Annotated in this window: 14 protein-coding genes; 3 read left to right on the top strand and 11 right to left on the bottom strand. The window is 66.6% G+C overall.

Translation table 11 applies throughout. From position 1 onward, the window contains the following. Window positions 1-34: 34 nt before the first annotated feature. Window positions 35-1,699, top strand: coding sequence for an adenylate/guanylate cyclase domain-containing protein (locus ACSFCA_RS09105; RefSeq protein ID WP_435459197.1), 1,665 nt, complete (start codon window positions 35-37; stop codon window positions 1,697-1,699). 114 nt (window positions 1,700-1,813) lie between these two features. Continuing rightward, window positions 1,814-2,173, top strand: coding sequence for an alpha/beta hydrolase (locus ACSFCA_RS09110; RefSeq protein WP_435459196.1), 360 nt, complete (start codon window positions 1,814-1,816; stop codon window positions 2,171-2,173). A gap of 24 nt (window positions 2,174-2,197) precedes the next feature. Here the strand turns inward: ACSFCA_RS09110 and ACSFCA_RS09115 are convergent, their stop codons facing one another. The 5 genes from ACSFCA_RS09115 to ACSFCA_RS09135 form a co-directional block, all read right to left on the bottom strand. After that, window positions 2,198-3,259 (bottom strand): maleylacetate reductase, encoded by a 1,062-nt coding sequence (locus tag ACSFCA_RS09115; RefSeq protein WP_435459195.1) that lies wholly within the window; start codon window positions 3,257-3,259, stop codon window positions 2,198-2,200. A gap of 135 nt (window positions 3,260-3,394) precedes the next feature. After that, a complete protein-coding gene (locus tag ACSFCA_RS09120) occupies window positions 3,395-3,805 on the bottom strand; it encodes a DoxX family protein (protein WP_258353009.1) in 411 nt (136 codons plus the stop codon). Between the two features lie 16 nt (window positions 3,806-3,821). Next, window positions 3,822-5,036, bottom strand: a complete 1,215-nt coding sequence (locus tag ACSFCA_RS09125; protein WP_435459194.1) for a 3-hydroxybenzoate 6-monooxygenase — start codon at window positions 5,034-5,036, stop codon at window positions 3,822-3,824. Between the two features lies 1 nt (window position 5,037). Beyond that, window positions 5,038-6,009 (bottom strand): amidohydrolase family protein, encoded by a 972-nt coding sequence (locus tag ACSFCA_RS09130; RefSeq protein ID WP_435459193.1) that lies wholly within the window; start codon window positions 6,007-6,009, stop codon window positions 5,038-5,040. 7 nt (window positions 6,010-6,016) lie between these two features. Beyond that, a complete protein-coding gene (locus ACSFCA_RS09135; protein WP_435459192.1) occupies window positions 6,017-7,012 on the bottom strand; it encodes a Bug family tripartite tricarboxylate transporter substrate binding protein in 996 nt (331 codons plus the stop codon). A gap of 74 nt (window positions 7,013-7,086) precedes the next feature. On the opposite strand from ACSFCA_RS09135, the gene ACSFCA_RS09140 reads away from it, so the two are divergent. Continuing rightward, window positions 7,087-7,536 (top strand): MarR family winged helix-turn-helix transcriptional regulator, encoded by a 450-nt coding sequence (locus ACSFCA_RS09140; protein ID WP_093057588.1) that lies wholly within the window; start codon window positions 7,087-7,089, stop codon window positions 7,534-7,536. 1 nt (window position 7,537) lies between these two features. On the opposite strand, the gene rtcA is transcribed toward ACSFCA_RS09140, so the two are convergent. The 6 genes from rtcA to ACSFCA_RS09170 all read right to left on the bottom strand — a co-directional run bounded on the left by rtcA (window position 7,538) and on the right by ACSFCA_RS09170 (window position 12,797). After that, window positions 7,538-8,575, bottom strand: a complete 1,038-nt coding sequence (rtcA, locus tag ACSFCA_RS09145; RefSeq protein ID WP_435459191.1) for an RNA 3'-terminal phosphate cyclase — start codon at window positions 8,573-8,575, stop codon at window positions 7,538-7,540. Next, window positions 8,568-9,416: a nucleotidyltransferase domain-containing protein gene (locus tag ACSFCA_RS09150; protein WP_435459190.1), complete on the bottom strand. Its 849-nt coding sequence runs from the start codon at window positions 9,414-9,416 to the stop codon at window positions 8,568-8,570. Before ACSFCA_RS09150 ends, rtcA begins: the two co-directional genes overlap by 8 nt. Window positions 9,417-9,442: 26 nt before the next feature. After that, on the bottom strand, window positions 9,443-10,399 hold the full coding sequence (locus ACSFCA_RS09155; protein WP_435459189.1) for a ribonuclease Z: 957 nt from the start codon (window positions 10,397-10,399) through the stop codon (window positions 9,443-9,445). Then, a complete protein-coding gene (locus ACSFCA_RS09160) occupies window positions 10,399-11,049 on the bottom strand; it encodes a zinc-ribbon domain containing protein (RefSeq protein ID WP_435459188.1) in 651 nt (216 codons plus the stop codon). The genes ACSFCA_RS09155 and ACSFCA_RS09160 overlap by 1 nt, the downstream gene beginning before the upstream one ends. Window positions 11,050-11,130: 81 nt before the next feature. Next, a complete protein-coding gene (locus ACSFCA_RS09165) occupies window positions 11,131-12,366 on the bottom strand; it encodes an RtcB family protein (protein WP_435459187.1) in 1,236 nt (411 codons plus the stop codon). Continuing rightward, window positions 12,363-12,797, bottom strand: coding sequence for a hypothetical protein (locus ACSFCA_RS09170; RefSeq protein ID WP_435459186.1), 435 nt, complete (start codon window positions 12,795-12,797; stop codon window positions 12,363-12,365). Before ACSFCA_RS09170 ends, ACSFCA_RS09165 begins: the two co-directional genes overlap by 4 nt. Window positions 12,798-12,821: the final 24 nt, after the last annotated feature.

A 12,821-nucleotide genomic window follows, 5' to 3' on the forward strand; every position in this document is an offset into this window, starting at 1 on the left:
CGGATTATGCTCGGGTGCCGCTTCGAACCCGTTCATGGACAGACGTTCCCCTCACGCTCCCCCTTTTTCCCTGAGACCGCCGACACGGCGCAATCTCCGCTGGGCGAGCGGGCTGGTGCTGATGGCCTACATCACGGCGCATCTGCTGAACCATTCGCTGGGCATCTATTCCTTTGCGGCGGCCGAAACCGTGCTGCGCGGCGTGCAGAAGTTCTGGCACAGCCTGCCGGGCACCGTGCTGCTGTACGGCGCGGCCGCCACGCACCTGGCGCTGGCCGTGGTCGCCCTGTGGGAGCGCCGCACCCTGCGCATGCCGCCGCTCGAAGGCCTGCGCGTGCTGCTGGGCTTCGCACTGCCGCTGCTGCTGGCCACGCACCTCACTGCCATGCGCGGCGCCTACCTGGCCTATGGCATCGAGGGCTCGTATGTGCGCGTGGTCTGGGGGCTGTGGGACTGGCAGGGCGCGGCCGCACAGCTGCTGATGATGCTGGCGGCCTGGGTCCACGGCTGCCTGGGCCTGCATTTCGCGCTGCGGGCGCAGCCGGCCTGGCGGCGCTTTTCCTACCTGCTGCTGGCCATTGCGGTTGTGCTGCCGTTGACGGCGGCGATGGGCTTCGTCTCCATGGGGCGCGAGTTCCAGTGGAGCGGCGTGCCGCCGACCGTGCTTCCCACGCCCGAGCAAGGCAAGGCGCTGAATACGGCCGAAGGCAACATCAAGTGGTTCTACGGGCTGGCGCTGGTCGCGCTGCTGGCGGCGCGCTGGGGGCGCAACAGCTTCGCGCGCTTATCGCGGCAGCCATCGGTCACGCTGCGCTACCCCGGCCGTACGGTGCAGGTGCCGCGCGGCTGGAGCGTGCTGGAAGCGAGCCGCTCGCACAGCATCGCGCACGTGTCGATCTGCGGCGGACGGGCCCGCTGCTCGACCTGCCGCGTGCGCGTGGCCGGCCCGGCGGAGCACATCGGCGAGCCCGGCCGCGACGAGCAGCGCACGCTCGAACGCGTGCGCGCGCCGGCCGACGTGCGCCTGGCCTGCCAGCTGCGCCCGCGCGGCGACATCGAAGTAACGCCGCTGTTCGCGCCGTTGCCCAATGAAGGCCGGCCCGCGCCGGTCGGCAGCTTCGGGCGCGAGCGCGACGTGGCGATCCTGTTCGTCGACCTGCGGCGCTGGTCGGGCCTGTCGGAGCGGCAGTGGCCCTTCGACCTGGCCTATGTGCTCGACCGCTACTTCGCCACCGTCGGTGCGGCCGTGCGCGAAAGCGGCGGCGTGCCGAACCAGTTCATCGGCGACAGCGTGATGGCGATCTTCGGGCTCGAATGCGACCTGCCCACCGCCTGCAGGCAGGCACTGCACGCGACGGAGCTGATCGGCCAGCGCATGGACGCATGGAGCGAAGGCTTCGAGGCACAGTTCGGCCAGCGGCTGGAGTTCGGCATGGGCCTGCATGCGGGCCGTGCGGCGGTGGGTGAAGTGGGCTACCTGGAAACCACGACCTTCACGGCCATCGGTGAAGTGGTCAACACCGCGAGCCGGCTGCAGGACCATTCGAAGACGGCCGCATCGCGCCTCGTCGTCTCGCTGTTCGCGGCCGAGCAGGCCGGCGTTGCGGAGGCCATGGGCGCGGTCGAAACGCTCACCGTGCGGGGACGCTCCGAACCTCTTGCGGTGCTCTACGCACCGCACAGCGCTGCTCCCCTGTAGTTGCTGAAAGCGGTGCGCAAACGCACAGCGCAAACCACGATGCGGTTTCACACTGCATCCCGTGGCAACGACGAATGTCCGCCGCCCACACTGACAGTCAAAGGGACTCGCATCATGAACACCAAGCAACTCATCGCCATCTCCGCCGCCGCATTCGCCATGCTGGGTGCCGCGGGCGCGGTACATGCCGAAACCTACGAAGGCGTGCACGCCATCACCTCGTCCGCCAGCCGCATGGACGTGCAGGCCGAAGCCGTGGCCGCCGCGCGCGCCGGCAATCCCTACTCCGACAGCGCCGCAGAAGGCACTGTGGCCGTCAACTCCACGCTCGACCGCAATGCGGTGCGCGACCGGGCCGTGGCCACCGCTCACGACCCGCTGCAAAGCCTGGACCGCCGCGCGTTCTACCGCGACCAGGTGCCCTCGGCCTACAGCAAGCCGACGGTGTCGTTCACGCGCCAGGCCGGCCTGTAAGCGGCGACGCGGCCCTGCTGCAAATCAGGGCCGCACACCTTCCCACGCGTTCTGCAGCAAGGCACGAATCGCATCGCGCTCCAGCGGGCGCGGATTGGGGTACTGGTTCTTGAGCGCATGCTCGCAGGCCAGGTCGAGATCGGATTCCTTCATGCCGATGTCGCGCAGCGCAACCGGCGCTCCGTTGTCACGCGCAAGGTCGTACACGGCTTGCGCGGCACTGCTTTCCCCAAGCGCCTTCGCGATGCGCGCCATGGCCTGCGGCGCCGCTTCGGCGTTGTAGGCCAGCGCATGTGGCAGCACGATGGTGTGGGTCTCGGCATGCGGCAGGTTGAAGCTGCCGCCCAGCGTGTGGCACAGCTTGTGGTGCAGCGCCATGCCGACATTGCCCAGCACCGTGCCGCAGAGCCAGGCGCCATAGAGTGCGTCGCTGCGGGCATCGGGGTCCTTGGGCGTGGCGCGGATGGCGGGCAACGCGCGGCCCAGTGCGGCAATGCCTTCCTGCGCCATCAGGTCCATGATCGGATTCGAATCGACCGCGTAGAGCCCTTCGGCCGCATGCGCGATGGCGTTGATGCCGCTGGTCACGCTCATCCCCACGGGCAGGCCCAGCGAAAGCTCGGGGTCGTAGATCACGGTGCGCGGCAGCACCTTGAAATCCTTGCCCGTCTTCTTCATGCCGGCTTCGGTAATGCCGTAGATCGGCGTCATCTCGGAACCCGCATAGGTGGTCGGAATGGCGAGGATCGGCAGGCCCGAATCGAGCGCGATGGCCTTGCCCAGCCCGGTGGTGGAACCGCCGCCGATGGCCACGGCACAATCCGCCCCCAGCCGGGCAGCGACTTCCCGCGCTTCACGCGCCGTTTCGATCGGCACGTGCATCACGGCACGGTCGAACACACCGGCCGCGTGCGCGCCGAGCATGTCGGCCACCCGCTCGGCCTGCGGGCGCTGCTCGGGCGTGGACAGCACCAGGGCCCGGCGCACGCCGAGCATGTCGATCTCGCGCGCCAGATGCTGCAGCGAGCCCGCGCCGAACACCACCCGCTGGGGCACGCTGGTGTAGACGAACGATGGTGTGGTCATGGCTTTTCCTGTCTGTCTCTCGAATGTTCATGAACGGCCGATGCCGGGCATCACGATACGCCGGCGGCCCGCCGGGCGAGTGTCCCGCCGGGCCGCCCAATCATTCAACGACAGGAACGGAAAGGAGTTTTCCGCTCAGCCCCGGTTGCCTGCAGTCTTCTCGCCAGCGCCCGCCTGCACGATGAGCAGCAGGAAGCCGCCGGCCATGGCCACGTTCTTCAGGAAATTGTTGAGCTGCGCGTTGAACTGCGCCGCATCGGCGGCCCAGAACGCGTGCGCTGCAAAGGCCGTGGCCAACGTGAACAGGGCCAGCGCGCCGGCAACCCACTGCACGCGCCAGCCGGCAATCAGCAGCAGCCCGCCACCGATCTCGAGCGCGATGGTCAGCGGCAGCACCATGTCGGCCAGCGGAATGCCGAGCTTGGCGAAGTAGCCGAGCGTTGCGCCATAGGTCATGAGCTTGCGCACGCCCGCGACCAGGAAGATCACCGCCATCAGCACGCGGGCGGCCACGGTCCAGCCGCGAAGGGGTTCGTTTGTCGTCATGTCGTTTCCTTGAATTTCACGCGGCCTTCTCGTCGTCGAGGCAGTTGGCGGCCGTCCAGCCGTAGAGCCATTCGAGCGCGTCGTAGAAGCGCTCCTGCGGTCGGCCCGTCCACATGCTGTTGCGCACCAGCCGCTCGACGCCCTTGGCGTGATAGATGCGGCCCATCTCTCGCGCTGAGAGCACCACGCGGGCAGTGCGAGCCACGCGGGAGCGTTCATACAAAGCCAGCGCGCGCGGCCAGTCACCCTCTTCGCGGCGCAGCGCGAGGCCCAGCGTCACCGCGTCTTCGCAAGCCATGCACGCGCCCTGCGCCAGGTACTGCACCATCGGGTGCGCCGCATCGCCCAGCAGCGTGGCGCGGCCGAAGGTCCATTGCTCGATGGGGTTGCGGTCGGCCGTTGAGTAGCGCTTCCACGCCTTCGGAATGCGCAGCAGCTGCTGCACCTGCTCGCAGGTGGGCCGGAAGTAGCGCTGCACCTCCGCCGGGTCGCCATCCATCGAACCCCACTCCTCCGGCTGGTCGCTGTGGAAGGTGACGGCCATGTTGAACTTGTCGCCGCCCTTCAGCGGGTAGTGCACCAGGTGGCAGTTGGGCCCGACCCAGATGCACGGCGCGGTGAAGCGCAGCGCCTCAGGGAAATCGGCCGTGTCGATCACCGCGCGAAACACCACATGGCCCGACACGCGGATGCTGTCGCCCACGTACTGCTGTCGCACCGCCGAGCGCACGCCGTCGCAGCCGATCACGGCCTGGCCTTCGTGGCGGCCGCCTTGCGCGTCGATCAGCGTCACGCCCGTGTCGTCCTGCTCGATGTGCACGACCTTGGTCGAGGTGAGGAACTCGATGCCTTCGGTCGTGGCCTTCACACCTTCGAGCAACGCACCATGGATGTCGGCGCGGTGGATCACCGCATAGGGGTTGCCGAAGCGCTCGCGGAAGCTGTCAGAGAGTGAAATGCTCGCCACGCGCTTCGCGTCGATGGCGTCGAACATCACCATCTCTTCGGTGTAGACCGCCTTGGCGCGCAGATGCTCGCCCACGCCCAGCGCGTCGCAGGCCGCAAAGGCGTTGGGGCTGAGCTGGATTCCGGCGCCGATCTCACCGATCTGGCCGGCCTGCTCGATCACCTTCACGCGATAGCCCTCGCGCACCAACGCCAGCGCCGCGGCGAGCCCGCCGATGCCGCCACCGGCCACGAGCACGGGACGGGTGTCTTTCACAGTGCGCATGTCACTTCAATCCGAACAGCTTGCGCGCGTTGTCGCGACCGATCTTCTGGCGGTCGTTCTCGCTGATCTCGCATTTGTCGAACCAACGGGCCGCGTCCTCGTGCTTCTCGAACGGATAGTCGACCGAATACATGATGCGGTCCGCCCCCACTTCGAGCATCGTCGACAGCAGCGTGGGCGTGCGGAAGTTGCCACTGGTCGTGATGTGCACGTTGCTGCGCAGGTAGTCGCCGATCTCCTTGTCACAGGGCATGCCGCGGCGGCCCTTGCGCAGGATGTGGTCGACGCGCCAGATGTTGAAGGGAATGCCCTCGCCGAAGTGGCCGAGGATCATCTGCAGATCGGGGTACCGGTCGAACAGGCCGCTCGACATGATGCGCAGCGCATGCAGGCCGGTCTCCACCGCAAAGGCCCAGGTGGGGCCGGTGAGCCAGTGCGCGCCTTCGTAGATGGGCTCGCGGCTCAGCAACGGGTCGCGCGGGTGCATGTAGAAGGGCTTCTTCAATGTGGCGGCGACGGCCCAGAAATCGGCGAAGCGCGGGTCGTCGTAGTAGACGACGGTGTTCTCGTCACCCACCTGCGAGAAGCCATTGACCAGGAAGCCATGGAAGCCCAGCTGTGTCACGCAGCGCTCGAGTTCGCGCGCAGCCGCTTCGGGGTCTTGCATGGGCAGCGCCGCGAACCCGCCGAAGCGCGTGGGATGGCGCTTCGTCTGCTCGGCCAGCACGTCGTTGGCGCGTTGCGCGACCTCGATGGCGCGCTTCGCATCGGGAATGGCCTGCACCGCCGGCGAGTTGAGCGAGAGGATCGACAGCTCGGTGCCCCACTCGTCCATCTGCTCGAGGCGCTGCTGCTCGAAGTCGAGCAGGTTGTTCTTCAGGCCCTGCCACACCTCAGGGCGGGCGTATACCTGCGAGTCGCCGATCGTCAGGTCGATCGCGAAATGCTCTTCGAGCGCAATCTTGTTCTTCATGGATGAATCACTCCGGTTTGATGTTGAGCTTGTCCAGCACGTCCTGCCAGGTCTTGCGGTCGTCGGCGATGTAGCGCGCCAGCTGCTCGGGGGTGCCAGGGCGCGGGTAGGTGCCCAGCTCGCGCGACTTGGCCACCACGTCGGGCAGCAGCAGCGCCTCGTTCATGTCCTTGTTGAGCTTCGCGAGCACCTGCGGGTCGACGCCCTTCTTCGCGATGACGGCAAACCAGCCATGCGCCACCGCACCGGGCACGGTCTTGCTCGCGAGCGGAAATTGCTCCAGCCCGGCCTCGACGCGGTCGCCCATGCTGGCCAGCACGCGCATGCGCCCGCCCTGCACGTTGCCGGCGACCACGTTGTAGGTCTCGACCATCATCTGCGTCTGCCCGCCCAGCGTGGCCTGCATGGCCTGTGCACCGCCCGGGTAGTGCACTTCGAGAAACTGCGCGCCCGACTGCAGCCCAAGCAATGCCGAAGCCAGGTGCGGCGCGGTGCCGCGGCCGTTGTCTGCCACCTCGATGCCCTGCGGCTTGGCGCGTGCTGCGGCGATGAAGTCGGCGAGCGTCTTGTAGGGCGAATTGGCCGGCACCGCGAGCATGAAAGGCGCGACAGCTGCGAGCGTGACCGGCACGAAGTCGCGGTTGAAGTCGTAGGTCACGCCTTTGATGGTGCTGGGCGCCACCGAGATGGCAGAGCCCTGCACGAAGCCAAAGGTGTAGCCGTCGGCGGACGCGGCCAGGATCGCATTCATGCCGATCACGCCGCTGCCGCCGGGCTTGTTGTCGACGATCACGCCCTGCCCCCACTTCTCGCCGAGCTTGGCGCCCACGTGCCGGATCAGCACATCAGGCGCCGACCCTGCGGGGAACGGCACCACGAAGCGCACCGCCTGCTGGGGCCACTTGGCGGCCGTTCCCTGAGCGTTTGCCAGTGGCATCACCCCGAGAAAAGACAGCGCGAGGGCGCATGCGACGGTAGTTCGGCGTAAAGGCTTCAGGCTCATGATCGTCTCCGTATTTGCTTGATTATTCAAGCAATTGCGGCGGACTATATACTTGATTGTTCAAGCATGTCTAGATGAAAACCCTGCCCCAAGATCACGACCTCGAGAAGGCCATTCCCTTCCTTCTGGCACGCGCCGGCGCACGCATGGGCAATGCCTTTGCGAAGGCTTTGAAGCCCTACGGACTCAGCCTCAGCGAATGGCGCGTGTGTGCGTCGCTGCAGCACACGCCGCGGCAGACACTGTCGGAACTGGCGACGCACGCGTCGACCGATCTGTCGGCGCTGTCGCGCATCGTCGACCGGCTGGCGGCAAACGAACTGGTGGCGCGCGAGAAGTGCGACACCGACAAGCGCGCGGTGCGCATCGCGCTCACGGAGCGCGGCCTCGCGCTGACCTGCGAGCTGATTCCGCTCGCGCAGCACTACGAGGCGGTGGCCACCTCGGACTTCAGCGCGGCGGAAGTGAAGACGCTGCGCGCGATGCTGCTGCGCCTGTACGCCAACGCGACACCACTCGCCTGAGCTAGTCTGGCGAGACCTGTACCGTGCAGGCCTGACGACTCTCGGTGATCGCGAAGCGCACCCGCAGGAAGCGCTCGATCACCGCGCAGTTGGTGCGCGTGTGCTCCGTCACCTCGCTGCAGGTGAAGGCACAGGTCTTCTTGCTCTGCCACGCAGCGAGCGCCAGCAGCAATGCCAGCTGATCCGCAAGGTGCGGGCCGACTGCGGCCTCGCTCTTCTGGAACGCGCGCAGCTCCTTCACCAGCCCATGCGCCACCTGCTCGGCGCTCAGCGACTTCTCGCCGAAGGCGGTGAATACCTCGGTGACGTGCTCGTAGGCCAGCGTTGCCAGCAGCGCGTTGCCCGGGCCCTCGTTCTGGCGCACGGAGCCGAAGCGCAGCTGTTCGGCGGACCAGCCCATCGCGCCGCCCAGCGTGTCGAGTTCACGCGTCGGCACATGGCGCGGCAGGCCGGGCGCCAGGCACTCGGCGTAGTTCGACTGGTGCGCGCCGCGCGTCATCAGGTCGAAGGGCTGCAGCGCGCCTGTCGCCGGCACGATGGTCGCTTCGACCTCGCCACCTCCGGCCGGATAGAAACCGCAGCGGCGCAGCGTCGGCTGCAGGTCCGCGCCCAGTCGGCGCACCAGCGGTACGAACGCGCGCTCCAGGAAGTGGAACGGCGGCGCCATCGGGTTGTGCGTGCCACCGCTCAGATGCACGCGGCTCGTCGCGCCGGCAAGCAGCAGCGGCGGCAGCACGGTCTGCAGCACCAGCATGCAGCTGCCGGCACCCGAGATCGCGAAGCGGTAGTCGCCCGCGCGCACCGGGCCGGGCTGGAAGCGCAGCGACTGCGAACCCAGTTCCGCGCCATCGACCTGTGCGCCGCTGATTTCTGCAGCCGCATTCACACACGCGAGATGCTGGCGCATCAGGCCCGGCTTGGCGCGGCCCGCGCGGATCTTCTCGATGGCCAGCGGCTGGCCCGTGACCACCGATAGTGCGAGGCTGGTGCGCAGGATCTGGCCGCCGCCCTCGCCCTGCGAGCCGTCGAGCTCAATCATGCGCAGCCTCCGACTTTTCTTTCTCGAAGCGCAGCACCGTCTCGTGCAGGAAGGCATCGAGGCCGGCCTCTTCGGCCTGCGGCAGTGGCGTCACCGGCTCGGCCGCATTGGCCGCCAGCTCGAACTCGATGAACGCGTGGATGCCGGGCCAGCGCGGGCTGGTCGCGGCTTCGCCGGCGCGCATCTTCACTTCGAGCAGCGCGTTGATCTCGTCGATCAGCGCCGCATCGCGCACAGGGTCGAGCGTTCGCTGCGCCAGGTCGGCAAAACGCATCGGCGGCACGCCAGGATGCGAGCGGATCCAGCGCGCGGCCAGCAGCGGGCGCAGCACGTAGAGGTATTTCTTGTAGCGCACCTCGTCGGCCTGAAGATGCTCGCGAAAGTTCTTCTTCGCCATCGAGCTGTAGTGGTGCCAGCCGCGCGCGTTGGAAAACACCGCCTCCGACAGCGCGCGGAAACGCGGCATCGCCACCGCATCGTCGCGGTACACGATGGGCGAGCGCAGCCATTCGAGCAGCGTCGGATTCGACTCGCGCATCAGGCCCAGCGCCTTGCGCAGATCCCAGCCGTTGATGTCGAGGTCGCCGCTGATCGGCACCTCGATCACGTCGCGGCGCGGCTGCACCGTGAGGTACCACGGCAGGCGGTTGACGTAGATGAAGCGCACGTCGTAGTCGCTGTCGGGCGAGGCAAAGCCCCAGCCACGGCTGCCGGATTCGCAGGCGAACAGCACGGTCACGTCGTGTTTCGCCTCGATGTCGCGCAGGGCCTCCATGATCTGCACGCGCATGGCGGGCTCGATCGGATGGGCTGAGCGCAGGAATTCTTCTTCGGTGCTCATGAAAATCTTCTTTTCTTTCTCTTCAATCAGTCCCGGGTGATGGTCAGCTTGCCGGCACTGTCGAGTTCATAGACGTCCAGATCGTTGGCCAGGAACGCATTGCCGCGGTAATGCGCCTGCGTCTCGGCCATCAGCGCTGCCATGCCCTCTTCGTTCTGGTGGCGCGCGCTGAAATGCGTGAGGATCAGGTTCGGCACTTCGACGGCCTGCGCGAACTCGGCCAGCAGGCGTGCGGAGCTGTGCATCGGCCCGGGGCCGACCTTGTCGAGCGCGTCCTGCGTGAAGGTGGCTTCGTGTACCAGCAGCTGCGCGCCCTTGCACGCATCGCGCAGCAGCGCGGGCTCGGCGTTGTCGCCGCCAAGCACCACGGTGGCCGTGTCGATTTGCGTTTCCGCGTAGTCGGCACTGCGCAGCACCTCGCCATTGAAGGGCACGTCTTCGCCGGTCTGCAGCGCGCGCCATGCGGGCCCTGGCGGCAGGCCGATGGCACGCAGCGCATCGGCCTTCAGCCGCGAGCGGCGAGTCTCGACCTGCACGCGGTAGGCGTGGCTGGGCACACGGTGCCGCAGCACATGGCGGTCGATGCGCGCGCCGGGCGCTTCGTACACCAGCGGCTGGTCTTCGAGATCCACGTGCTCGACCTCATAGGGCAGATGCAGGTCGGTCAGCGCGCGCGTGGCTTCGAACCACTCCCACACCGGCAGCGGCGCGATCAGCTTCAGCGGCTTCGTGCGCTTGCCCATGCCCGCGCTCGCGAGCAGGCCCGGCAGGCCGTAACAATGGTCGCCGTGCACATGCGTGATGCAGACGGCGGCCAGGTCGTTCAAGGACAGCGGCGTTTGCAGCACGCGATGCTGCGTGCCCTCGCCGCAGTCGATCAGGAACCAGTCGGCGTTGAGCACCGTCTGCACGGCGAGTCCGGAGACGCTGCGGTGGCGCGTGGGGGTGCCTGAGGAGGTCCCCAGGAAAGTCAGTTTCATCATCACGTCGATCGCTCCCTGTACATCAGTGCGCTTCTCGCGGCGTCTGCAGCGACCCGCTCCCAACCAAAGTATCGGCGTCCGCCTTCCGGACGGGCCACCATGAACGCATGGAGCCTTGCGAGATTCTCCGCGCCTCCCCAACGACCGAGCGTCTGAATCGCTACGACACGCAGGCTCCACCACTTGCTTTGCAGTGCCGCTTCGATTTCGGCTTCGGCTTGCGCGTTGGGCTTCGTTGCGCCCAACGCACGCAGGCGATCCGTCTGCTCGCGCAGAAGGTTCGCGCCCGGCCCGGTGTTCCGCAAGCACTGGCGACGCGCGCGGCGGCATGCAAGGCAACGCACCGCCCCGCTATCGATGGCGCCGTGCACCACCTCGTACCACCACTTCTGCTGCTTCGCGGTCCACACCTCTTCGGCGCCGCAATCGCGGCAGGTGAAGGGGCGCGCTACGTAGAAGGCAGGCAGCATTCCATACGTGTTGTTATGCAGCTGCAGAACGAGCCGGTCCGCCAGCTCCCGTCCAAGCGAGTATTCGTCGTCGGCGCGCAGCGGTCGGACATCCTGCGCGCGCAGGCGTGCAGCCTGTGCGACAGCGCGACTGAGGCGATGCGCCTTGATCTCGGCGCGGCGTTGTTTGTTGCTCTTCATTTTTCTTCAAACCTTCGTAATGCGACGCTACGAAGGCGGGCCCGCTTCTCGCGGGCCCTTTCCCTTCCTACAGCATCGCGTTCAACCTTTCACGCAAACAACCTGCTTGAGCGTGTAAACCACCTCCACCAGGTCTTTCTGCGCATCCATCACCGCGTCGATGTCCTTGTAGGCCATCGGGATCTCGTCGATCACGTCAGCATCCTTGCGGCACTCCACGCCTTCCGTTGCGGCAATCTGATCGGCCACGGTGTAGAGCTTCTTCGCCTTGGTACGGCTCATCTTTCGACCGGCGCCGTGGCTGCAGCTCATGAAGCTATCGGGGTTGCCCTTTCCGCGCACGATGAAGCTCTTGGCGCCCATGCTGCCGGGGATGATCCCCAGCTCGCCGGCCTTCGCGCTCACCGCACCCTTGCGGGTGATGAGCACGTCTTCACCGAAGTGCCTCTCGCGGCTCACGTAGTTGTGGTGGCAGTTCACCGCTTCCACGTGCGCCTCGAAAGGCTTGGTGATGACCTTGCGCACGGCCGCGACCACGCGCTGCATCATCACTTCGCGATTCGCACGCGCGAACTTCTGGGCCCAGCCCACCGCACGCACGTAATCGCCGAAGTACTGGGCGCCTTCCTCGAAGTACGCCAGGTCCTGATCGGGCAGGTTTCGCTGGTGCAGCTCGGCGTCTTTCTTCGCAAGCTCGATGAAGTGCGTACCGATGGCGTTACCCACGCCGCGCGAACCCGAGTGCAGCATGAACCACACGGAGCCCGCTTCGTCCAGGCACACCTCGATGAAGTGGTTGCCCGTACCCAGCGTTCCCAGGTGCTTGTGGTTGTTGGTGTTCTTCAGGCGCGGGTAGTCTTCGCAGATCGCGTCGAACTCGTCCTTCAGCGCACCCCACGCCACGTCGGTTTCGTTCGGCGGGGTCTCCCACGAACCTTTATCGCGGCCCATGCGCTTGGGGTTCGAGCCGTGCGGCACGGCCTTCTCGATCGCGCCGCGCAGCGGGCCCAGGTTATCGGGCAGGTCATTGGCATGCAGCGTGGTCTTGCACGCCATCATTCCGCAACCGATGTCCACGCCCACCGCGGCCGGGATGATGGCCTTGAAGGTCGGGATCACCGAACCCACGGTCGCACCGATGCCGTAATGCACATCGGGCATGGCCGCGATGTGCTTGAACACGATGGGCAGGCGCGCGGCGTTCTCGAGCTGCTTCTGCGCTTCTGGCTCCACGGGCACGCCGCGGGTCCACATCTTCACGGGCACGCCGTTTTCGACTTCGTGGAGGTTGTACTGAGTCTTTTCGATGTTCATCATTTTTCTTTCTTCAGTTTCTTCATCAGCCAGCAACCACCTTCATGATTGGTCGCCAGAGCCAGTTCACCGGGAACCAGCGATACAAATCCCTCGAGCAGGCGCGTGTCGGACTTTGTGCCGCACAGCCGCTCCGCGAGTGCCGGCAACGGCACGTCTTCCACGCATGGCGCGCTGTGGCCACACGCCAGCAGCACACCGTTCTTCACCTTGCGGCTGGCCGCATCACGCGCGGCCATCTCCACCATCGCCGGCCAGGCCATGCCATCCGGCATGCTGCCGAAGACATCTACTGGCCATGCACGCCAAGGCTGGATCTTCTGCCAGCCGGTGGCCTTGCTGGTCAGCAACTTGCTCCACCTTTCCGCATACAGGGGAGCGAAGCTCTTGAACATCGCTCGCAGCTGGTTGTATTGTTCTTCGCTCACGATCATTTTCTTTTTCTCCGATGCTTCAGT

The organism is Variovorax multivorans, assembly GCF_051216835.1.
Classification (GTDB): Bacteria; Pseudomonadota; Gammaproteobacteria; order Burkholderiales; family Burkholderiaceae_C; genus Variovorax.

What these genes read in the sequence shown, in the direction of transcription:
- ACSFCA_RS09165 (WP_435459187.1), bottom strand. Translation starts at nt 12,366, where the DNA reads ATGATGAACATCGAAAAGACTCAGTACAACCTCCACGAAGTCGAAAAC.
- ACSFCA_RS09125 (WP_435459194.1), bottom strand. Translation starts at nt 5,036, where the DNA reads ATGCGCACTGTGAAAGACACCCGTCCCGTGCTCGTGGCCGGTGGCGGC.
- ACSFCA_RS09115 (WP_435459195.1), bottom strand. Translation starts at nt 3,259, where the DNA reads ATGACCACACCATCGTTCGTCTACACCAGCGTGCCCCAGCGGGTGGTG.
- ACSFCA_RS09140 (WP_093057588.1), top strand. Translation starts at nt 7,087, where the DNA reads ATGAAAACCCTGCCCCAAGATCACGACCTCGAGAAGGCCATTCCCTTC.
- ACSFCA_RS09135 (WP_435459192.1), bottom strand. Translation starts at nt 7,012, where the DNA reads ATGAGCCTGAAGCCTTTACGCCGAACTACCGTCGCATGCGCCCTCGCG.
- ACSFCA_RS09160 (WP_435459188.1), bottom strand. Translation starts at nt 11,049, where the DNA reads ATGAAGAGCAACAAACAACGCCGCGCCGAGATCAAGGCGCATCGCCTC.
- ACSFCA_RS09110 (WP_435459196.1), top strand. Translation starts at nt 1,814, where the DNA reads ATGAACACCAAGCAACTCATCGCCATCTCCGCCGCCGCATTCGCCATG.
- ACSFCA_RS09170 (WP_435459186.1), bottom strand. Translation starts at nt 12,797, where the DNA reads ATGATCGTGAGCGAAGAACAATACAACCAGCTGCGAGCGATGTTCAAG.
- ACSFCA_RS09120 (WP_258353009.1), bottom strand. Translation starts at nt 3,805, where the DNA reads ATGACGACAAACGAACCCCTTCGCGGCTGGACCGTGGCCGCCCGCGTG.
- ACSFCA_RS09105 (WP_435459197.1), top strand. Translation starts at nt 35, where the DNA reads ATGGACAGACGTTCCCCTCACGCTCCCCCTTTTTCCCTGAGACCGCCG.
- ACSFCA_RS09155 (WP_435459189.1), bottom strand. Translation starts at nt 10,399, where the DNA reads ATGATGAAACTGACTTTCCTGGGGACCTCCTCAGGCACCCCCACGCGC.
- rtcA (WP_435459191.1), bottom strand. Translation starts at nt 8,575, where the DNA reads ATGATTGAGCTCGACGGCTCGCAGGGCGAGGGCGGCGGCCAGATCCTG.
- ACSFCA_RS09150 (WP_435459190.1), bottom strand. Translation starts at nt 9,416, where the DNA reads ATGAGCACCGAAGAAGAATTCCTGCGCTCAGCCCATCCGATCGAGCCC.
- ACSFCA_RS09130 (WP_435459193.1), bottom strand. Translation starts at nt 6,009, where the DNA reads ATGAAGAACAAGATTGCGCTCGAAGAGCATTTCGCGATCGACCTGACG.